This window comes from Paucibacter sp. B51 (assembly GCF_027863535.1).
Lineage (GTDB): Bacteria > Pseudomonadota > Gammaproteobacteria > Burkholderiales > Burkholderiaceae_C > Paucibacter_A > Paucibacter_A aquatilis.
On sequence record NZ_JAPIVN010000001.1, the window covers coordinates 299455 to 321096 of the forward strand.

The 21642-nt window shown below is 68.6% G+C and carries 13 protein-coding genes; 8 read left to right on the plus strand and 5 right to left on the minus strand.

Annotated elements, in window-relative coordinates:
- Positions 1-47: 47 nt before the first annotated feature.
- Positions 48-878, plus strand: coding sequence for a substrate-binding periplasmic protein (locus OOB33_RS01240; protein WP_102769238.1), 831 nt, complete (start codon positions 48-50; stop codon positions 876-878).
- A gap of 28 nt (positions 879-906) precedes the next feature.
- Here OOB33_RS01240 and OOB33_RS01245 read toward each other — a convergent pair whose 3' ends face one another.
- The 4 genes from OOB33_RS01245 to OOB33_RS01260 all read right to left on the minus strand — a co-directional run bounded on the left by OOB33_RS01245 (position 907) and on the right by OOB33_RS01260 (position 9323).
- On the minus strand, positions 907-2739 hold the full coding sequence (locus OOB33_RS01245; RefSeq protein WP_271007336.1) for an ABC transporter ATP-binding protein: 1833 nt from the start codon (positions 2737-2739) through the stop codon (positions 907-909).
- Positions 2739-4475, minus strand: coding sequence for an alkaline phosphatase family protein (locus tag OOB33_RS01250; RefSeq protein WP_271007337.1), 1737 nt, complete (start codon positions 4473-4475; stop codon positions 2739-2741). Before OOB33_RS01250 ends, OOB33_RS01245 begins: the two co-directional genes overlap by 1 nt.
- 66 nt (positions 4476-4541) lie before the next feature.
- Complete coding sequence (locus OOB33_RS01255; protein ID WP_271007338.1) at positions 4542-8576, minus strand: sensor histidine kinase; 4035 nt, start codon at positions 8574-8576, stop codon at positions 4542-4544.
- A gap of 153 nt (positions 8577-8729) precedes the next feature.
- Complete coding sequence (locus OOB33_RS01260) at positions 8730-9323, minus strand: diguanylate cyclase domain-containing protein (RefSeq protein ID WP_271007339.1); 594 nt, start codon at positions 9321-9323, stop codon at positions 8730-8732.
- 287 nt (positions 9324-9610) lie between these two features.
- Between OOB33_RS01260 and OOB33_RS01265 the strand changes: the two genes are divergently transcribed.
- The 3 genes from OOB33_RS01265 (at position 9611) to OOB33_RS01275 (ending at position 13371) form a co-directional block, all read left to right on the plus strand.
- On the plus strand, positions 9611-10165 hold the full coding sequence (locus tag OOB33_RS01265) for an ECF-type sigma factor (RefSeq protein ID WP_102769233.1): 555 nt from the start codon (positions 9611-9613) through the stop codon (positions 10163-10165).
- Positions 10166-10169: 4 nt separating this feature from the next.
- Positions 10170-12902 (plus strand): serine/threonine protein kinase, encoded by a 2733-nt coding sequence (locus OOB33_RS01270; protein WP_271007340.1) that lies wholly within the window; start codon positions 10170-10172, stop codon positions 12900-12902.
- A gap of 88 nt (positions 12903-12990) precedes the next feature.
- Positions 12991-13371 (plus strand): hypothetical protein, encoded by a 381-nt coding sequence (locus OOB33_RS01275; protein ID WP_102769231.1) that lies wholly within the window; start codon positions 12991-12993, stop codon positions 13369-13371.
- A gap of 21 nt (positions 13372-13392) precedes the next feature.
- Here the strand turns inward: OOB33_RS01275 and OOB33_RS01280 are convergent, their stop codons facing one another.
- Positions 13393-14484: an RDD family protein gene (locus tag OOB33_RS01280; protein WP_271007341.1), complete on the minus strand. Its 1092-nt coding sequence runs from the start codon at positions 14482-14484 to the stop codon at positions 13393-13395.
- Between the two features lie 237 nt (positions 14485-14721).
- On the opposite strand from OOB33_RS01280, the gene OOB33_RS01285 reads away from it, so the two are divergent.
- From OOB33_RS01285 to OOB33_RS01300, 4 genes are all read left to right on the plus strand, one after another.
- Positions 14722-17013: a patatin-like phospholipase family protein gene (locus tag OOB33_RS01285; RefSeq protein ID WP_271007342.1), complete on the plus strand. Its 2292-nt coding sequence runs from the start codon at positions 14722-14724 to the stop codon at positions 17011-17013.
- Between the two features lie 63 nt (positions 17014-17076).
- Positions 17077-17940, plus strand: a complete 864-nt coding sequence (locus OOB33_RS01290; RefSeq protein ID WP_271007343.1) for a hypothetical protein — start codon at positions 17077-17079, stop codon at positions 17938-17940.
- Positions 17941-18059: 119 nt separating this feature from the next.
- Positions 18060-19121 (plus strand): NAD-dependent epimerase/dehydratase family protein, encoded by a 1062-nt coding sequence (locus OOB33_RS01295; RefSeq protein WP_271007344.1) that lies wholly within the window; start codon positions 18060-18062, stop codon positions 19119-19121.
- A 156-nt stretch (positions 19122-19277) separates the two neighbouring features.
- Positions 19278-21608: a M14 family zinc carboxypeptidase gene (locus OOB33_RS01300; protein ID WP_271007345.1), complete on the plus strand. Its 2331-nt coding sequence runs from the start codon at positions 19278-19280 to the stop codon at positions 21606-21608.
- The last annotated feature ends 34 nt before the right edge of the window (positions 21609-21642 follow it).

The window sequence follows — 21642 nt, forward strand, 5'->3', positions numbered from 1 at the left end:
CCGCCGATGCTGCGCAACCGCCGGGCAAACACCGCAAAATCCAGGCCATGCAGCCCGCTCGCCGATCCCGTTTGCACGCCCTGCTGGCGGCCAGCCTGCTGCCGCCCCTGCTCGGGTGCTGGCCCGGCGCCGCACACGCGGCGCCACCGCCCGCCACAACGCCCGCAACATCGGCCGGCGCCGAGGCCGGCCGCCTGACCGTGCTGCTGCAAGACCTGCCGCCCTATTCGCAGCGTGGCCCCGGGGACCGGCCCCAGGGCTATGCCGTCGATCTGACCCAGCAGCTGTGCGAACGCGCGCGGCTCGACTGCAGCTACGAATTCAGCTCCTGGCCGCGCATCCTGAAGCGCGCCCAACTTGAAGCCAATGTGCTGATTCCGGCCGTGGTGCGCCTGCCCGAGCGCGAGCGCCACTACCTCTGGGTGGGTCAGACGGCCGTGCGCTACGGCGCCCTCTACCGGCTCAAGCGCCGCGACGATGTGCGCCTGAGCAGCCTGCAGCAGCTGGGCAGCTACCGGATCGGCGTGGTCAAGGACGATGTCTCCGAGCGCGAGCTGCTGGCCCTGGGCCCACAGGTCAGCGCCCAGCTGGACCGCAGCGGCGACTATGGCAGCATGTTGCGGCGCTTCTTTGCCGAGCGCACCGAGCTGGTGGCGCTGAACCAGACCATGGCACCGGGCATGCTGAGGCAGTTTGGCTACGAGCCGGGCGAGGTCGAGCTGCTGCTGCGCTTTTCCGAATCGCGCCCGTCGATGGCGCTGAGCCTGAACAGTGACCCGGCCCTGCTTCTGCGCCTGCAGCAGACCTGGGAGGCCATGCGGCGCGACGGCACGGTGGCGGCCATCGCGGCCCGCCATCCGATCCAGGCACCGGACTGAGCGCGCAGGCGCGCCGCCTGACGACGCTTCAGTCCGATTCGCCCAGGAAACCACCACTCTGGTGCGCCCACAAGCGGGAGTACAAGCCGCCCTGGGCCAGAAGGCTGGCATGGTCGCCCTGCTCGACGATCTCGCCCTGGTCCATCACGATCAGGCGGTCCATGGCGGCGATGGTGGACAGCCGGTGGGCGATCGCCACCACGGTCTTGCCCTCCATCAGCCGGTACAAGCTGGTCTGGATGGCGGCTTCGACTTCCGAATCGAGGGCGCTGGTCGCCTCGTCCAGCAGCAGGATGGGCGCGTCCTTGAGCATCACCCGGGCGATGGCGATGCGCTGCCGCTGGCCACCACTGAGCTTGACGCCGCGCTCACCGACATGGGCCTCGAAGCCGCTGCGGCCCTTGGGGTCGCTGAGGCTCTCGATGAAGGCCATGGCCTCGGCCCGCTCGGCGGCCCGGCGCATCTGTGCCTCGTCGGCATCGGGCCGGCCGTAGAGCAGGTTGTCGCGCACCGAGCGGTGCAGCAGCGAGGTGTCCTGCGTGACCATGCCGATCTGGGCGCGCAGGCTGTCCTGGCTCACGCCGGCGATGTCCTGGCCGTCGATCAGGATGCGGCCCTGCTCCAGGTCATGGAAGCGCAAGAGCAGATTGACCAAGGTGGACTTGCCGGCGCCCGAGCGGCCGACCAGGCCAATCTTCTCGCCGGCGCGGATCTGCAGATCCAGTGCTTTCAGCACCGGCTTCGTGCCGCCGTAGGCGAAGCTGACCTGCTCGAAGCGGATCTCGCCGCGGCTGACCTTCAAGGCCTGTGCGCCCTCGACATCGCGCACGGCCACATCGCGGGCCAGGGTGCTGATACCGTCCTGCACCGTGCCGATGTGCTCAAACAGGCTGGACATCTCCCACATGATCCAGTGGGCAATGCCGTTCAGGCGCAAGGCCATGGCCGTGGCCGCCGCCACCGCGCCGACACCGACCTGGCCCTGCATCCACAGGTACAGCGTCATGCCGGCGGTGCTGGCGATCAGGCCCATGGACAGCACATGGTTGAGCACCTCGAAGCCGCTGACCAGGCGCATCTGCCGGTAGGCCGTGCCCAGGAATTCCTGCATGGCGCTGCGCGCGAACTGCGCCTCGCGCTGGCTGTGCGAGAACAGCTTGACGGTGCTGATATTGGTGTAGGCGTCGGTGATGCGGCCGGTCATCAGGCTGCGCGCATCGGCCTGCGCACTGGCCGCCCGGCCCAGGCGCGGCACGAAGAAATACAGCGCCAGGCCGTAGCAGAGCAGCCAGCCCAGAAAGGGCAGGACCAGCACCAGATCGAAGCTGCCCACCACGCCCAGCATGGTGATGAAGTAGATGGTGATGAAGACCAGGATGTCGGTGACGATCAACACGCAATCGCGCACCGCCAGCGCCGTCTGCATCAGCTTGGCCGAGACCCGGCCGGCGAACTCGTCGGCAAAGAAGCTCATGCTCTGGCCGAGCAGATGGCGGTGGAAGTTCCAGCGCAGGCGCATGGGGAAGTTGGCCGACAGGCCCTGGTACTTGCTCAGGGCCTGCAGAGCGATCAGCAGAGGGCTCAGCAAGAGGATGCCGGCCAGCAGGGCCAGCCGGCCCTTTTCCTGCGCCCAGAGCCGCTCGGGCGCCACCTGGCTGAGCACATCCACCACCGAGCCCAGCATGGCGAAGAGCAGGGCCTCGAAAGCGCCGATGCCGGCCGTCAGCAGGGTCATGGCCAGAATCAGGCCGCGCATGCCCTGCGTGGCCGACCAGACGAAGGGAAAGAAGCCCTGCGGCGGCCGCGGCGGCGGCGCGTCCGGGAAGGGATCGACCCGACGCTCGAACCAGGCGAAGCGCATCAACGAGCGGCCGCCTGCGGCAGCGGCAAGGGCAAGGGCTTGCCCTGAGACTGCGCTGGCGCCGGGACGCGCAGGATCTGCGCCAAGGTCGGAGCAATGTCCACCACCTCCACCGGCGTCTTCACCTCGCCACGGCCCAACCAGGCCGGCCCCCATCCGAGGATGGGCACATGCTGGTCGTAGCGGTGCGGCGTGCCGTGTGAGCTGCCGCCCACGCGCGAGCTGAACAGCCAGTTGGGCTTGATGACGAACTGCACCGGCGCCGACACCTCGGGGTGCCAGGCCTTGCGCATGGCGTCGAGGAAGGGCGTGGTGCTGTCGCTGCCGCGCAGCTGCTCGGGCGTGAAGGCGGCGACGACGCCATCCATGCCGCGCAGCAGGCGGGCGGCTTCTTCGTGCACCGCACTCGGGGCCAGACCGCGCTCCTTGATCAGCTTGTGATCGAAGAGCACGCCGGCGGCCGAGAAGCTCACCGCCCAGCGGCCCGGGCCGAACTTCTGTACCAGGCCGGTGTTGAGCTGACTCATCACCACACCGGGGTTCAGCAGGTCGGCATCGCGGCCCTGGGTCTTGGCCCAGGCGGGCGAGTCGGCAAAGCCATGGTCGGCGGTCAGCATCACCAGGTAGTTGTCGCGACCCAGCTTGGCATCCAGGTCACGGAAGAAGCCCTGCAGATAACGATCCAGATGCAGGAAATGGTCATGCGAGAGGCGCGACTCGGGGCCGAAGGCGTGGTTGACGTAGTCGTGGCTGGACAGGCTGATCGAGAGGATGTCGGTCTGTGCATCGGCGCCCAGCTGCTCACCGGCTATGGCAGCCCGGGCGAAAGCCAGGGTCAGCTCATCGCCGAAAGGGCTGGGCAGGATGTTGCCGTAGAAGCGCGGGCCGGGGCCGTCCATCTGGGCGCCCAGCACCGCAGGCAGCTTGTTGCCATTGCCACCGTTGTACTGCCAGGGTTGGCCGTCGGGCACCGAGCCCGCATACGCGGCTTCGGGCAGCAGCGGCGCCCAGGCCTTGCCGAAGAAGGCATCGGCCGGCTTGGCGGCGTTGAAGTCGCGCACCCATTGCGGGTGGCTTTGCATGTAGTAAGTGCTGGAGGCGAACTGGCCATCCTCGCTCATGTACATGTACGCCGAGCCCTTGTGGCCGGCCGGCAGGATGGCGCCGCGGTCCTTGCCCGAAATGCCGATCACCTTGGATGCCGGCTGCAGGCCGCGCAGCACATCGCCCACCGTTTCGGCGCGCAGACTTCGCGGGCTGGTACCGGCCAGCGGGTCGGTCTTGTGGTCGATGTAGCGGTAGGCGGTGTCGCCGGTGTTGTAGACCGGGGCGAAGGTCTGCGCGTCGTTCCACTCATTGCTGATGATGCCGCTGCGCTGCGGGTAGGCGCCGGTCAGCATGGTGGCGTGGCCGGCGGCGGTGACGGTGTGGCCGTGCGCGTAGCGGGCGTCCGAGAACCAGACCCCCTGGTCCAGGAAGCGGCGGAAGCCATCGGGCTGCAGCTGCTCGCGGTAGGCCGTGACCTGGCGCATAGGCAGGCCGTCCACCACCAGGAAGACGATCAGCTTGGGTGGCGCCTTGGTGGCCTGAGCGGCCGTGGCCGAGGGGGCCGTCGGAGCGGCTGCCGGCGAGTTCGCCGTCGTCGAACAGGCCGCCAGGGTCGCCGCCAGCGCCAGCACGCTCAGACGCGGCAGCATCACGGCCAAGGGAGATGAAAACGAAGCAAGAGGATTCATGGGCAGGCAGTGCACGCGAACAGGCGAGCAGGCAAAAAGAGTGAGAGGCTTCCAGAGCCTGTCAGCTTAGTCGATCTGGCCGAGGCCTCGCGGCGCCACGCAGGGAATGACGATCTCGAACTGCGCGCCCTCGCCCAGGCGACTGCGCGCCGTGATGCTGCCGCCCAGGGTGGCGGTGACGATGTTGTAGCTGATGTGCAGACCCAGGCCACTGCCGCCCTGGCCCAGGCGGGTGGTGAAGAAGGGGTCGAAGATGCGGCCGAGGTTGTCTTCCGAAATGCCGCGTCCGTTGTCGCTGAAGCGCAGGCACAGGCGCTCGCCCTCCAGGCGTTCGCCGGTGAGCCTCATCAAGCCGCCTTTGCGCCCCTCCAGGCCATGGACCATGGCATTGATGATGAGATTGGTCAGCACCTGGCCCAGGGGGCCGGGGAAGCTGTCCAGCATCAGGCCTTCGGGCACGTCGAGCTGCAGCTCATGCTCCTCGCGACGCAGGCGGTTGCCCAGGGTCAGGGCCACTTCGCGGCACAGGGTGGCGAGGTCGAAGACGCGGCGCTGGTCGGAGGTCTGGTCCACCGCGATCTGCTTGAAGCTGGTGACCAGGCTGGCCGCCTGGCCCAGGCTTTTCACCAGCAGCTGGCTGGATTCCTCAGCGGTCTGGCAAAAGCGCTCCAGCTCCGAACGACGCAGCGCGCCAGCCTGCACCTGCTGCAGAAAGCGCCGGCTGTTGTCGCTCAAGGTGCTGGCCATCAGGAGGCTGTTGCCGATGGGTGTGTTCAGCTCATGAGCCACGCCGGCCACCAGCGAGCCCAGGGCCGCCAGCTTCTCCTGCTCGACCAGCTGGTTCTGTGTGATCTTGAGGCGGCGGTAGGCCTCGGCATTGTCCAGAGCCACGGCGGCATAGGCCCCGAGGGTACGCAGGATGTCGAGGTCGGCCGGTCCAAAAGCCTCGGCGCGGCCGCTCAGCACACTGATCACCCCCATCACCTGGCCTTGGCGCATCATCGGGATGTAGAGGCCCGACAGCGCCGGCTGCGGCTCCTCGCCATTGAGCAAACGCACCCGCTCGACCGTGGCGCCATCGGCGCGCAGCACGCGGGCGTCGTGCGCGAGGCGGCCAAAGTTCAGCTCGCGCGCCTGCAGCACGCAGTCCACCGAGGGCTGGCCCGACTCGTCCAGCCGGCGCTGGTAGCTCTGGAAGGGCTGACCCTGCTGCATGACGAAGTCAAAAGTGACCACGCGCGCCTGCCAGTCCACCAGGCCGAGGCCGAAGACGCTGCAATCGACCAGCTCGTTGACATGGCGGTACAGGGTCTGCTGGATGGCGCCGACATCGAGGGAGGCGGTGATCTGGCGGCCGATCTCGCTGAGCAGGGCGATGTCGCGGCGCGCTTTCTCGGCCACCTCGCGCTGCGCCTCGGCGCTCTGCTTCTCGCGCGCCAGCTGCTGCTGCTGCTCGAGCAGCTCATGCGTGCGGCGGTCGACCAGCTCGCTCAGGCGCAGCCGGGTCTGGTGCAGCACGCGCACGCGCCACCGGTAGGCGGCCGCCAGCGCCAGCAGCAGCACGGCCACCACGCCGCTGCGCCACCACCAGCTGCGCCAGAAGGGCGGCAGCACCTCCAGCTCCAGCACCAGGTGGTCCTCGCTCCAGACGCCATCCGGATTGGCCGCCCGTGCCAGCAGGCGGTAGCGCCCGGGGTCCAGATTGGTGTAGGCCGCCAGACCCAAGTCGCCAATGCCGTAGATCCAGTCGCGGTCGAAACCCTCGAGCCGCCAGGCATAGCGGTTCTGCTGCCGGTTGTGGAACTGCAGCGCCGCCAGCTCGAAGCTGACCATGGCCTCCCGGTGCGTCAGCCGCACGCGGCTGGCCTGATGCAGCGGCCCCTGGATGCCCAGGTCGGCCAGACGCGGCGGTGCGTCCTCGCCCTCGCGCGGCTGACTTTGGGCTTGTGCGTCCGGGCGCAGCGAGCGGTTCAGCACCAGCAGGTCGCTGAGCACCACGGCCGGCGGCGTCGGGTTGTCGCGCAAGGCCTCGGGCTGGAAACGCAAGAGACCCGGGCCACCGAAATACAAGCTGCCATCTGGCCCGCGCCCCGCCGAGGCAAACGAGAAGCCGCCGCCGAAACGGCTGCGCCCGGGGTAGAAGCGCGCCTGGCGACGGTCGGGCTGGAAGCGCGTCAGGCCATGCTCGCTGCTGAGCCAGATCTCGCCGTTGAGCGCATCCTGGATGGCACTGAACTCGCCTGCGGGCATGCCCGGCACCTGGCGCCAGGACTTCAGCTCCCAGCCCTGGGCCGTGGCCAGCAGCTGGTAGAGCCCCTGCTCGGTGGCCAGCCAGATACGGCCCTGGGCATCCTCGCGCATGCCGAAGACGGGCAGGCGGCCCGGCGCCGGCATGTCGGCATTGGCGCGCACCGGCTGGCTGAAGCTGTCGCTCTGCGGGTCCCAGAGCTGCAGGCCGCCCTTGCTGCCGATCCAGATGCGGCCCTCGCGGTCCTCGAGCAGGCTGTCCACCACATCGTGGCTGAGGCTGCCGGCCTGGCCGCTCGCGCTGCGGAACACGCGGTGCTTCAGGTCCGGGCTGAAGCGGTGCAGACCGGCCGCACTGCCGGCCCAGACCTGGCCACTGCGGTCGCGCAGCAAGGCGCTGATGGAGGCGCCGGCCGGCGTGGTGTTCTCCAGGGGCAGGGCCTGGCTGCGGCCACGCTTGGGCTCGTAGATCACCAGCCCGCCATCGCCGCCGGCCCAGATTTCACCAGGCCGCCCCGGCGCGCCCGGCAGCAAGGCTTTGACATGGCTGAGCGGCACGGCCTGGGGCGGGATGCGCTCGACATCGCCGCTGGGCAGGTGCAGGCGGTTCAGGCCGCCACCGTAGGTACCCAGCCAGACATGCTCAGGCCCGTCCTGCAGCATGGCCATGACCGCGTTGTTGGACAGGCTGCGCTCATCGCCCGGCACCTGCAGATAGCTGGTGAAGCCGCGCGTGGCCAGATCGGCCAGGCTGATGCCATAGCCCCAGGTGCCGACCCAGAGCGTGCCGCTGCGATCCTGCATCAGCGAAGCAATCGAATTGCCCGCCAGGCTGCTGGGCACGCCAGGCAGGTTGTAGAAGGACTGCAGCTGGCGGCTGCCCGACTGCCAGCGTTGCAAGCCGGGCGCTCGACCGGAGCCCACCCACATGGCTCCGTCCTGATCGCGCAGGATGGCATGCACCACGCCGCGCGCCGGCTGCAGCTGCTCGGCCAGCGGATCGGGCTCAGGCGGCGCCCGCCCATCCGCCGGAATGCGCCAGATCTGCAGACCGGCGGCCATGCCCACCCAGAGCCGGCCTTCGGCGTCAAAGGCCAGGCTGCGCGCGTGCAACTCCACCGGGCTGAACTTGCCGGCCGGGCTGCCGCGCAGGGTGTTGAGCTGCTGGCTCAGGCGCCCCTGGCGGTCGATGTGGCCCACCTGGTGGCCCTGCGTCAGCCACAGTCCGCCCTGGCCGTCGGCCAGCAGGCCACGGATCTGGCTGTCCTGGGCGATCGCCGCCCATTGCGGATCGTGCCAGCGCTCGAAGCGCACGCTGGCGATGTCGAAGCGATACAGCCCATGCGGCAGCGCCAGCCACAGCTGCCCGGACCCCGCCGGGGCGATGCCCAGCACGGCCCGGTCCTGCAGGGACAGCGCCTCGGGCATAGCGATGCGGCGCAGCGAATCGTCGCGCAGATCGATGCGGTCCAGGCCGGTGCGTGTGCCCACCCACATCGCCTGGTTCTCGGGGTCTTCGAGCAGGCTGTAGATCATGCCGTGGCGCAGCATGTCGCTTTGCTCGGGGTCGGCGCCCCAGACCTTGAAATGCCGCCCGTCGTAGCGTGCCAGGCCGTTGCCGGAGCCGATCCACACCAAGCCCTGTCGGTCCTGCAGCAGACTGGTCACCGCCGAACTGGGCAAACCATCTTCCGTGCCCAGCTGGCTGAAACGCAAACCGTGCAGGGATGAGGCCCAGGCAAGACCTGGCACCACCGCACCCCAGCCGGCCAGCAAGAGCATCAGCAGGGCGAGCGCGCAGGACCGCAAGAGGCGGCCGCCGCGGTGGGTGCAGCAGAGAGCGGGGATCGGCATCAGGCGCGCGTTCCATTCGGGGCACAGCCCCATCGGCCGCCAGCCTAACCTGCGGCTCGCCAAAACGCATGCAAAAAAGTGTCGCGCCAAACGCATAAGTGCGGGCCCGGGCAAGCCCGCGGGGCTCCGCGTGATCCGGCAGCGGCCCGCGGTTCAGAGCCGCGGCGGGCTGTCCTCGCTGCGGCGGCGATCTGCGACCAGGGTCGGTACCGTGTCAGGCGCCGCCTGCTCCATGGCCAGTTCGGCGCTTTGACTCAGCTCCAGCCCGCTGCAGCGATGGGGGCCACACAGGGCGGCGCCCATGCGCAGGCTGGCAAACAAGAGCTGCGACTGCAGCTCATACGGCCCGCCCAGCGCCCGCTGCAAGCGCGCCTGCACCGCCGGCAGCGGCGCACGCGCCATGTTTTGCAGGACGACGGCGTAGCGGGCACGCCCCACCCGCGCCACCACATCGTGGCTGCGCACCCGGCAACGCAGGCGTGCGCCCAGGGCGGCGATCAGTTCCTCCTGCTGGTCGGTGCGCGGCGCCATCCCCCCGGCCTCGGGCCGCACCTCCACCTGCAGCAGCAGCACCGCCGGCCGGGTGCCGTAGCGCCGCGCCGCACCCAGCTCGCGGTTGAGCAAGCCGGCCAGGCTGAGCATGTCCGGCACGATCTCGATCGGCTGCGGCTCCAGGCTGCGCCGCCGGCTCAAGGGCGAGGCGGCCGACAGGGCCGATTGATGCTTGGGTTGGATGGTGGAAGACAAAAGGGTTCGGCTCCCCGGGGCCGGCATGGATGTGTGGTTCACAGCGTCGATGTCTTGTACGTGGGCCACAGGCCAGCCGCGCCGCACCCCTGACAGAAGGGCCGCGGTGCGCACAGGCTGCAGCGGGTGAAGACACGGCAGCGGCTGACAACCCCTTTTCGGGCCTCCCTGCTGCCCGCCCTTGCCGCGTCCTCCTTGAATAAAACGCGAGCCGCAGGACAAACCCGACACGCCTCTCGAAAAAAATTTCATGGCCGGCTGCTAGAGTGCTTTGCCCAGCCCGAACCATGAGCGACAACATCACCCTACTGCTGCGTGCCGCCCAAAACGGCGACCGCCAGGCCACCGATCAGGTGATGGCCTTGCTCTACGCCGACCTGCAGCGCCTGGCCCGACGCCGCCTGCAACAGGCCGGCCACCTGACCCTGCTCGACCCCACCGGCTTGGTGCACGAGAGCTATCTGCGCCTGCAGGCCAGCGGCCAGCTCGACTTCCCCGACCGCAAGCATTTCCTCGCCTACGCCGCCAAGGTGATGCACAGCATCGTCATCGACCTGGTGCGGCGCCGCCAGGCCGAGCGCCATGGCGGCGGCCTGGAGCAGCTGACCCTGAACACGGCCGTGGCCAATCTGCCGCCCCAGGGCGACGAGCAGATCCTGCGCGTGCACGAGGCGCTGGAAGAGCTGGCCGCGCTGGAGCCGCGCCTCGCCCAGGTGGTGGAGATGCGCTACTTCGGCGGCCTGCTGGAGAGCGAGATCGCCGAAAGCCTGGGCGTGACCGAGCGCACCGTGCAGCGCGATTGGCAGAAAGCCCGGCTGTTCCTGTCCCTGTCCCTGAGCTGAACGGATGGCCGAGATCGACAAAGCCCGCTGGGCTCGCCTGAGCCCCCTGCTCGATGAACTGCTGGACCTGGCGCCCGAGCAGCGCCCTGCCCACCTGCAAGCCCTGCGTGATCAGGCCGAGCTGAGCCCCGACCTGATCGAGGACCTGGCCGAGTTGCTGCGCCGGCAAGAGGCCCTGGAGACCGAGGACTTTCTCGCCAGCCCGGCCCTCAGCGTGGCCGAAGCCGCCAGCGCCCACAACCAGGCCGGCCAGACCGTGGGCGCCTACACCCTGGAGCGCGAAATCGGCCAGGGTGGCATGGGCACGGTCTGGCTGGCGCGCCGCACCGACGGCCGCTTCGAAGGCCAGGTGGCGATCAAGTTTCTGAACACCGGCCTGATCGGACGGGGCGACGCGGGCCGCTTCGCCCGCGAAGGCCAGATCCTGGCACGCCTGACCCATCCACACATTGCCCGCCTGATCGATGCCGGCGTGGCGCCTGAACACCAGCAGCCCTATCTGGTGCTGGAGTACATCGACGGCCTGCCCCTGGACCGTTTTTGCGTCGAGCGTGGTCTCGACTGCGAAGCCCGGGTGCGCCTCTTCCTCGATGTGCTGGCCGCCGTGGCCCATGCCCACACCCGCCTGATCCTGCACCGCGACCTCAAGCCCTCGAACATCCTGGTGACGGCGGCCGGCGAGGTGAAGCTGCTGGATTTCGGCATCGCCAAATTGCTCACCCGCCCGGCCGACGATGACACCGCCGCCCCCGGCGCGGCCACCGAATTGACCCGCCTGGCCGGCCGCGCTTACACCCCGCGTTATGCCGCGCCCGAGCAGGTGCAAGGCGGCGAGGTGACCACCGCCACCGATGTCTATGCCCTGGGCGTGCTGCTCTACCTCTTGCTCAGCGGTCAGCATCCGACCGAGGGCCAGGACGAGGCCCTGACCACGCCCCTGGAGCGCCTGCGAACCCTGGTCGAGGTGGAACCCAAAAAGGTGTCGGAGCGCGTGCCCAGCGGCGTGGCGCGCCAGCTGCGCGGCGACCTGGACACCATCGTCGCCAAGGCGCTCAAAAAAGCGCCGGCCGAGCGCTATGCCAATGCCGCCGCGCTGGCCGAGGACCTCCAGCGCTGGCTGGCTCATGAGCCGATCAGCGCCCGGCCAGACCGCCGCGCCTACATCGTCGGCAAATTCATCCGCCGCCACCGGCTGGCTGTGGCGGCCAGCTGCACGGCCCTGCTGGCCATTGCCGCCGGCGCCGGCGCGGCGGTCTGGAAAGCCCAGGAAGCGCATGAACAGCGCGTGCAGGCCGAAGGCCTGATCGAATTCATGCTCGGCGATCTGCGCAAGAAGCTGGACCCGGTGGGGCGGCTCGATGTGCTCGATGCGGTGGGGGAGAAGGCGCTGGCCTACTACGCGCAGCAAGACCTGCGGCGCAGCGATGCAGACGCACTGGGCCGGCGCGCCCGGGCCCTGCATCTGATGGGCGAGATTGCCGAGAAGCGCGGCCAGATGGCCGAGGCCGAGGAGCGCTTCAAGCAGGCCGCCGACAGCACGGCGGAACTGCTGGCGCGCGACGCCAAGAACACGCAGCGGCTGTTTGACCATGCGCAGAGTAGCTATTGGGTGGGTTACGCGGCTTGGCGGCAAGGTAAGCAAGAAGCGGCCGAAAACAACTTCGAAACCTATCTGCAGCTGGCCCAAACGCTCACCCAAAGTGAGCCGGCCAACAGCAAATGGCAAACCGAGTTGGCCCATGCAGAAGTGAACTTGGGCGTGCTCTTGCTCAACACCCAGCGCGTCGAGTCTGCACTGGAGCGTTTCACCCGTGCGCGGACGATTTGGCAGGTCCTGATTCCTGCGCATGCGGACTTGCAATCGGAACTGACCAAGACCTGGGGTTGGATGGCGCGCGCGCAAGAAAAACTGGGCCAGTTCGAAGCCAGCATCTCAAGCCATGAAGCCAAACTGCAAGTCCTGCGCGCCGAAAAGGTACTGAATCGCCAAGCCCAAGATGATGAGGCCACGACGTTGTCGGCCTTGAGCCGCCTGCAACTCAGCATCGGCCAGGGCTCTGCGGCATTGGTCACGGGCAGGGCGGCACGCGATGCCTTTGTGAAACTGGTGGCCGTCGATACCGACAACCTGTTGTTCGTCGAGCGCCTGGCTTACGCCCGCCTTCATCTGATCGAAACCGTTCTGGCGCTCGGCAGCACCGAGGAGGCTCGCGAGGAACTCTCTGCCTTGGAACCCGAGTACATCAGGCTTCTGGCCGCCACGCCGGACAAACCTGATACCGCAATCAAGATCCCTGGCCGCTTCCTGGCTGCGCAAGCGCAGCTGGCAACAAAAGAACGATCCTTGTCACCTACCGCCGCCCCGCTCCGGGACTTGACGCGCTTTGTGGATCGGCACTCACTGACGAGGTCGGGCGGAGGGCGAGGCAAAGTCGATGTGAACACTCAATGGTCCCTGGCCTTGGCCTCATATCGACTTGGCAATGCCATCGCGAATGCAGCGCCGACAGAAGCGCGAACACGCTGGAACCAAGCTTTGGAGCACCTCGCCGGAATTGGGGAGAGCGTGAGCGAAGCCCGCGTGAAATCCTTACGAGCCCATGCCTTGCTCAGCCTCGGGCGTACTCAAGAAGCCCGATCAATGGCCGAAGGTTTGGAGGCATCGGGCTTCCGCCACCCTGAATGGCAGGTTGGTCTCGCTCGGCGCATGGCCGCAGAGAAGGTACAGCAGCATTGACGCAGCCCGCTGGGTTACGCCTCCTGCAAGCCAGGTTCATCCTTGGACTCACGCGACCCTATCAATCCACCTCAACGATCGCCCCACCATGCCCTCGAACCAATCGACCCCGATTCAAAACAATGTCTTCGCCGTCAGCGTCACGGTCAAAGCAGCGCAAGGCACCGAACCCTATTTGGTCTTCAACCCAGACCCGGTGACTCTGAGCAATCAGGCCAATGCACTGATCGTGTACTCCCTGGTCAGTCCGGGCTACTACTTCCCGTCGGATGGCTCTGCCTTGGTCATCAACAGCGCTGACGCGGATGCGGAGTTCCCTATCGCTTGGTTGATCAATGCAGCCACCTTGGCACTGGGCGACTACAACAACAACGCGCAGTCCTACAAGTACACGATGACCGTCATCGATGCGCTGAGTGGGGCACCGATCACCACCGACCCGAGCATCAGCAACACCAACGATGAATGATCGTTGGCAACCATTCGCACCCTAATCAAGGCTTGAATTTTCCTGGGGCGTGGCTTGCAAGGCGGGAGCAGGTGGTTGCTGCCCGCGCACATCAATCACCACCGTGTGCGCCGTCTTGTCCTGCAGCCCCTGCCGGTTCGGGTCCCAGAGGATCTGCAGCAGACCAATGCCGCCGGTGACGGTAGCGGCGGCATAACCGCCAAAACGCCTGAAGCCCAGCATCAAGGTCATGGGCTTGCCGCTGAGTTCCTGCACGCGCAGGCCGAGCAGGCGCTTGCCCAGGGTCTGGCCCGGCCAGAGCAGGGGCAGCAGGCAGAAGTACAGCGCCGGCGTCACATAGTGGCGCAGCAGCTCATCGAGCCAGCGCTTGCCGGCCTTGAGCCAGCGCATGGCCTGCGGCTGGCCGGCCAGCACCACCTCTTCGCGCAAATGCTCCAGCTGTGCCTCCTGCTCGCGCAGCAGGCGGTGCAAGGCCTGGTGATGCTGCGCCTGCGCAAGTTGCAGCGCTTGCGCCAGCTCCGCCGCTGAAGCCGCTGAAGCCACGGATTCCGCCGCATCGGTCGCGGCCTCCGGCTCCTCCTCCGCCTGCTCACGCAGCGCGCGCAGCTCGGCTTTGCTGAGCGGGGTGCCGAGCTCGCTGGCCGCCTCGGCCGCAGCGTCGGCCTCGGCTTCCGGGTCGCCGTGGAAGAGCAGCGTCACGCCCTGGTAGCTGAACCAGGCCACCAGCAGCCAGGACAGCCAGCGCCGCCGCGGGGCCTGGGGCGGCGGCGGCGCCAAGACCAGGTCGGCGTCCGCCGACTCTGTGGCGCCGGCAGCCAGGTTCGCGCGACCCCGTCGCCAGCGCAGGCGGGCGAACACCTCGGGCCGGACCTGGCGCAGCCAGGTGTAGAGGCCCAGGGCGGCCGCCATCATCAGCCAGTTGTTGGCCAGCTGGCTCACCAAAGCCAGCACGGCCACATCGATGCCCATGGCCAGGGCCCGCTGGCGCGGCGTAGCCAGGGGCTGGCCCAGCAGGGCGGGCGCGACATTGACATCCTCGGGCTTGACGGTGGCGCGCGGGTCCGCCGCATGGTCAGCGGCGGCGCGCGAAGCAAAACGGAACAGTCGAAACACGGCGCAGCACCTCGGCAAGCGGTTCATTCGGGGCCAGCCTCGGCGCCCACTCAGGGTTCTCACCCGGTGCGTCAGAGCCGGACGGGTGCGAAAGACAGCACTCTATGCGAAGCAGCGGCACCGTCATGCAAGTCGCGCACAATCGCGCCCGCAGACGGGGCCGACGCTCGAGCTGCAGGCATGAAGAGACAGCGGCAGACCGCCCACCTGGCGGCAGACCGCGCAGGAGGACGACACGTGAGCGGAAACGAGGAGGCGCCCGACGGCCGAGGACGGCGGCGGCGGCAGCAGCGGCATGGCGGGGCATGGCGCGCGGCATGGGCAGCCCCGCTGCTGGGCCTGCTGCTGGGCTTTTCAAGCAACAGCCTGCAGGCCGCCACCGGACCAAGCGAAACCGCCAAGACCAGCACCGCCCCAACGCCGGGCACGCGCCCGCGCATCGGCCTGGTGCTGTCGGGTGGCGGCGCGCGCGGCCTGGCTCATATCGGCGTGCTCAAGGCGCTGCAGGCGCAGCGCATCCCGGTGGACCTGGTGGTGGGCACCAGCATGGGCGCGGTGGTGGGCGGCGCCTTTGCCGCCGGCCGCAGCGTCGAGGACCTGGAAACCCTGGTGGCCGAGGCCGACTGGAACAGCATCCTGGCCGACCGCCCCGGCCGGCGCGAGCTGGCACAGCGCCGCCGCGAGGACGACCGCATGCTGGCCTCGCGCCTGGAGTTCGGCCTGGGGCCCGAGGGCGTGATGCTGCCGGCCGCGGCGGCCGGCAATAGCGCGCTGGAGTTCACGCTCGACAGCCTGGCGCCCGATGCCCGCGCCGAAACCCCGCTGCCCCTGCTGCCCCTGCCCTTCAAAGCCCTGGCCACCGACCTGGTCAACGGCCGCCTGGTGGTGCTGGACGATGTGCCCCTGTCCCTGGCCTTGCGCGCCTCGATGGCGGTGCCGGGCCTGTTCTCGCCGGTGCGGGTCAAGGACCGGCTGCTGGTGGACGGCGGCCTGGTGCGCAATCTGGGCGTGGACATCGCCCGGCAGATGGGCGCCGATGTGGTGATCGCGGTCAATGTCGGCTCGCCATTGCTGGACGAGCAGCAGATCCAGAGCGCGCTCAGCGTCACCGACCAGATGATCAAGATCCTGACCACGCAGAACGTGGAGCGCTCGCTGGCCGAGCTGCGCCAGGGCGACTTTCTGATCACGCCCGAAATGCCGGGCCTGGGCCTGACCGATTTCGAGCGCAGCGCCGGCGCCATTCGCGAGGGCGAGCAGGCCACCGCCGATATGGCCGCGCAGCTGCAGGCGCTGGCCCTGAGCCAGGAGGAGTACGCCCAGCATGAGGCGCGCCGCAATGCCGCGCTCTGGCCCATGGCCGCCACCCTGCCCCTGGGCACGCTGCGCATCGAGGGCAGCAGGTTCACCAACCCCGAGGCGCTGAAGAAGGAGCTGGGCCTGGAGTCCGGCCAGCCGGTCAGCCGCGCCGATGTGCAGCTGGCCAGCGCCCAGCTCTACGGCCGTGGCGATTTCGAACGCGTGCAGACCCAGATCCACGACCACGGCGAACAGCGCGATGTGCTGATCAAGGTCACGGAGGCTCCCTGGACGCGCAGCCGCCTGCGCCTGGGCATCGAGCTGGCCAGTGATTTCAAGAGCTTCAACCGCAACACCCTGGCCGCCATGCACACCCTGAGCTGGCTCAACGACTGGGGCGCCGAGCTGCGCACCAGCGCCAAGCTGGGCGGCTACCGCGAGTTCAAGACCGCGCTGATGCAGCCACTGGGCCCCGGTTCACCTTGGTACCTGGAACCCAGCGTGGAGTACCTCGGCATTCGCGATTCGGAGTCGCTCAAGCCCTACCAGTGGAACCTCAGCCAGACCGGCCTGGCCCTGGGCCGGCAGATGGGTTTCTGGGGCGATCTGCAGCTGGTGGGCCTGCGCATCCATTCCGATTACCGCGATGCCGACCGCCAGATCCGCGCCACCTTCAGCCTGCCCGAGCTGCGCTGGCGCCGCGACACCCTGGATGCGCCCGCCTTCCCGACGCGCGGCACCCTGATCCATGTGGCCCTGCGTCGCTACCCGGTGACGCTGACCGGCCGCCCTTCGACCTACCAGACCCGCGTGATGCGCGCCTTCCGCTCGGGCGACTGGGCAGGCCATGTCTACGGTGCCCTGGCCGGCAGCTTCAACAGCGTGGATGTGGAGCTGCCCCAAGGCGAGGGCCTGGGCGGCTTCTTGCGCCTCTCGGGCAGCGAACCCAGCTCCAAGACCCAGTCCTATGCCTTCGGCCGACTGGTGCTGGCGCGCAAGATCGGCCAGATGCCCATCGGCCTGGGCGACACCCTGCGCATCGGCGCCTCGCTGGAGTTTGGCAACGAGCGTTCGGTGCCCTTTGGCGAAACCGGCTTGCGCCGCCAGGCACGCAACGCCGCCAGCGCCTTCCTGGCCATCGACAGCCGCTTCGGCCCGGTCTATCTGGGCCTGGGCAGCACCCGCAATGGCGGCAGCCGGCTCTACTTCTTCGTCGGACCGGTCTGGTGACCGCAGCCTTCGCATTTCAGTCATTCATACGATCCCTCCTGACCAACGACAATGGCTCCCACCATGAACACCCTGCCCGCCCCTCGCTTTTCTGCCCTCCCGCGCTGGGCGCACCTGATGCCGCTGCTGGCTTTGCTGGGCCTGAGCGCCTGCGGCGGCGGCGCTGGCGTGACCCTGGAACTGACGCCGGACCGCGAGGTCAAGAAGCTCAACATCGACAATATGGTGCGTGCCGTGGCCGTGGCCCAGATGGCCGACCAGCACAGCCAGGTCGATGTGGGCCAAGTGCTGCGCCCCCTTCTGCTGGATCTCTACAAGACCCAGAACGTGGCCGGCCGCTACCCCTGCCTGCAGGGCGGCACCGTGACGCTGGAACGCAGCGGTGCCACGCTCTGGCACTACACGGCCGACAACTGCAACCAGGGCAATGTGCAGGCGACTTCGGGCAGTTGGGAGGTGGACACCAGCCTGGCTGCCACCGCCGGGGTGCGCTACCGCCTGAACAAACTGCTGCTGGCCAAGTTCTACAGCGAAACGCCCGAGATCAGCGTCACGGCCGACCTGAACTTCGACATCCCCTCCGGCAGCAGCTTCAATGCCAGCGGCAGCCTGAACTTCGCCTACCTCGGCAGCCAGCGTGACTACGGCGATCTGCGCTTCGCGGGCCGCAAGGCCGATGGCTACCTCTACAGCGAGCGCAGCCTCAGCATCAAGAGCACGCCGGCCATCGGCCTGCCGCTGAAGATGAGCGTCAGTGCCGATGGCGCGCTGACCGTCAGCGCCGACGACGGCTCCCAAGTCGTCGCCCGCCTGGAGGGCGGCGTCTACGCCCTGGGCCTGCGCAACAGCGCCAGCGGCTCCGTCCTGGTGGCCAAGGCCTTGAGCGACGCCGAGATGCGGGCCGAGCGCATCAAGGCGAGGCTCTGACCTCAGGGGCCGGGCGCGCTTCGGCCCCGGCACGGGTTTCCCCCGCATGACCAATGGATCGGCGATCCGGGCCACCCACAATCGGAAGCACGCCCATCCCTGACTTTCCAGCCCGCGCCATGAAACTCCTGATCCTCGGTGGCACCCAGTTCCTCGGCCGCCACATGGCCGAACAGGCCCTGGCCGCCGGCCATGAGGTGACGCTGTTCAACCGCGGCAGCCAGGGCCGACGGCTGATGGCCGGCGTCGAGCAGCTGCAGGGCGACCGGCGCGGCGACCTGTCCATCCTGCGCGGCCGGCGCTGGGATGCGGTGCTCGACCCCAGCTGCTACCTGCCCAGCGCCGCGCAGCGCAGCGCCGAGCTGCTGCGCGAGGCCTGCGAGCACTACACCCTGATCTCCACCATCTCGGTCTACCCGCAGATCGACGCCGACACCGACGAGACCTCGCCCGTGGCCGAGCTCAGCGCAGAGGCCCTGGCCCAAGCCGAGACGCAGGCCACCGCGGGTGCCTCGCAATCAGGCGGTGGCTATGGCGCAGCCTACGGCGGCCTGAAGGTGCTGTGCGAACGGGCGGTTCAAGCGGTGATGGGCGAGCGCGCCCTGATCCTGCGCCCCGGCTTCATCGTCGGCCCTTACGACTACAGCCCGCGCCTGCCTTACTGGTTGTTGCGCCTGCTCAATGCTGCGGAAGACGGCGCGCCCGTGCTGGCCCCGGGCCGGCCCGAGCGCCCGGTGCGCCTGATCGACGCCCGCGACATCGCCCGCTTCGCCCTGCAACAGGCCGAGGCAGGCCAGGGCGGCCTGTTCAACACCACGGGTGCCGATGGCCTGAGCATGGGCGCCTTGCTGACGGCCGCACGCAGCGCCTGCGGCAGCCGCGCCGAGCTGTGCTGGCGGCCCGAGGCCGAACTGCTGGCCGCCGGGGTTCAGCCCTTTGCCGATCTGCCCTACTGGCTGCCCGAGGCCGACAACGCCATGATGGAGATGCGCAACCCGCGCGCCGAAGCGGCCGGCCTGCGCTTCACGCCCTTGCCTCAGACCTTGGCCGACACGGTGGCCTGGCTGCGCGCCGGGCCGCGCAGCGCCAGCCCCTGCCTCAGCCGCGAGCGCGAACAGGCGCTGCTGCGGGCCGGCGAGTGCCAGCCCGAGCGGGCGCACATCGCCCAGGTAAACCCCTAACGCGGCGACGCCACAGCACAGCAGCAGGTGGGTTTTCACCGCTGGCCGCGGATCCAGCGGCTGCTGAAACTGGCCGCTTGTCGCGCCCCCCGCCCTCCAGCCCGGCTGGAGGAGCGACCCATCCCCCGGGCGCGCCCCCACAAGGAGACCCGCCCCATGAAGCCGCAGCACCCGATATCGCGCTCATCCGCCCTGCTGATCCTCGCCGGCATGGCCCTGTTGCACAGCGGTGCCGCCCGGTCGCATGAGACGATCCAGCGCGCTGGCGCGGCGGCGCTCACGCCGGCCATCGCGGGTCAGGACGTGGGCAGCCGCAGCGTCGTTCGGGCCTATTTCCGCGACATCGCCCTGGCTCGCTCCATCGCCCACAGCCGCTTCGAGACCCTGGAGTCCAAGTACGAACTCGGTTATGTGGTGGTGAACGCCAATGCCGAAGAGCAACGCGAGCTGCGCGCCCTGGGCTTCAGCCTGCAAGCCGATGCCAAATGGCAGAACCGCCAGCTGGCCCTGGCACGCAGCGAAGAACAAGCAGCCAAGCAACGCCGCCTGCGCTCTGCCGGGGCACCGCAGCCCAGCTTCGTCGGCATCCCCAACTACAGCTGCTACCCAACGGTTGAAGAGGTGTTTGCCGAGGGTGATGCCTTGATCGCGGCGCGCCCCGACCTGGCCCGCTGGGTGGACATCGGTGACTCCTGGCAAAAGACGCAGAACCAAGGCGGCTATGACCTGCGCGTGCTGCGCCTTAGCAATGCCGCCTACCCCAGCGGCAAGCCCAAGCTCTTCATCAATGCCGGCATCCACGCCCGCGAGTACGCGACCACGCCCCTGGTGCTGGAGTTCGCCAAGCGCCTGGTCCACGGCCATGGTGTGGACCCGGACATGACCTGGATCCTCGACCAGCACGAGATCCACCTGCTGCTGGCCACCAACCCCGATGGCCGCAAAAAGGCCGAGACCGGCCTGCTCTGGCGCAAGAACACCAACACCGCCTACTGCGGCGCCACCAGCAACAACCGCGGCGCCGACCTGAACCGCAACTTCGGTTTTGGCTGGTTCAGCACGGCCAGCGGTTCGAGCGGCAATGCCTGCTCCGACACCTACCGCGGCCCCAGCGCCGCCTCCGAGCCCGAAACGCAGGCCGTCGAGGCCTACATCCGCCGCCTCTGGCGCGACCGCCGTGGCACCGGCCGCGACGACCCGGCGCCGCTGGATGCCAGCGGCATCCACCTGGACATCCACAGCCACGGCCGCCTGCTGCTCTGGCCCTGGGGCACAAACGGCACACCGGCGCCCAATGACAGCCAGCTGAGCACCCTGGGCCGCAAGTTCGCCTTCTTCAACAACCACACACCGCAGCGCTCCCTGGCCCTGTACGAGACCGATGGCACCAGCGACGGCCCGAGCTATGGCGAGCTGGGCGTGGCCGCCTTCACCTTCGAGCTGGGCACGGCCTTTTTTGAGTCCTGCGGCTACTACCAGAACACCTTGCTGCCCAGCAATCTGCAGGCCCTGATCTATGCCGCCAAGGTGGTGCGCGCGCCCTACCAGACGCCGGCCGGCCCGGATGCGCTGAATGTCAGCGTCAGCGGCCTGGCCGCCACCGGCGTGCCGCCGGGCACGGTGCTGCAGCTCAGCGCCACCCTCGATGACACGCGCTACAACAACAGCAATGGCGCCGAGCCCACGCAGACCATCACGGCCGCGCAGTTCTACGTCGATCACCCACCGGGCGGCCGCCAGGCCTCGCCGCGGCCGATGCAGGCGGTGGACGGCGCCTTTGACAGCAAGCAGGAAGCCGTGCGCGCCACCGTGGACACCAGCGCCTGGGCGCCGGGCCCGCATCTGGTCTATGTGCGCGGCCGCGATGCCGCCGGCAACTGGGGCGCTTTGAGCGCCGCCTTCATCCGCATCGACCCGAATGCGAGCACCGCGCCGGTGGCCGCCTTCGACGCGGTGGCGCAGGAACGCAGCGTCAGCTTCACCGACCGCAGCGCCGACAACGGCCAAATCGTCAACCGCATCTGGAGCTTCGGCGATGGCCAGACCGGCAATGGCGCCAGCGTCAACCATGTCTACGCCGCCGATGGCAGCTACACGGTGAATCTCACCGTCACCGACGACGAAGGCAAGAGCAGCAGCACCAGCAAAACCGTCAGCGTGGCGGCCGACACCACACCGGTGCTGAACAACGGCCAAAGCGTGAGCAACCTGTCCGGCAGCACCGGCAGCTGGCGCTTCTACCGCGTCTTGCTGCCCCAGGGTGCGCGCAATCTGGTGGTCAGCACCAGCGGCGGCACGGGTGACCTCGATCTGTTCGTGCGCTACGGCCAGGCGCCCGACGCGGGCAGCTATGACTGCCTCAAGGAAAGCGGCGGCAACAACGAAACCTGCAATCTGCCCACGCCCACCCCGGGTTACGTCTACATCGGCCTGTATGCCTATGCCAGCTACAGCGGCGCCACGCTGCAGGTGAACTACACGCCCTGAGAACCTGAGGGCGCTTTCGCTCGCAAGCACTCCC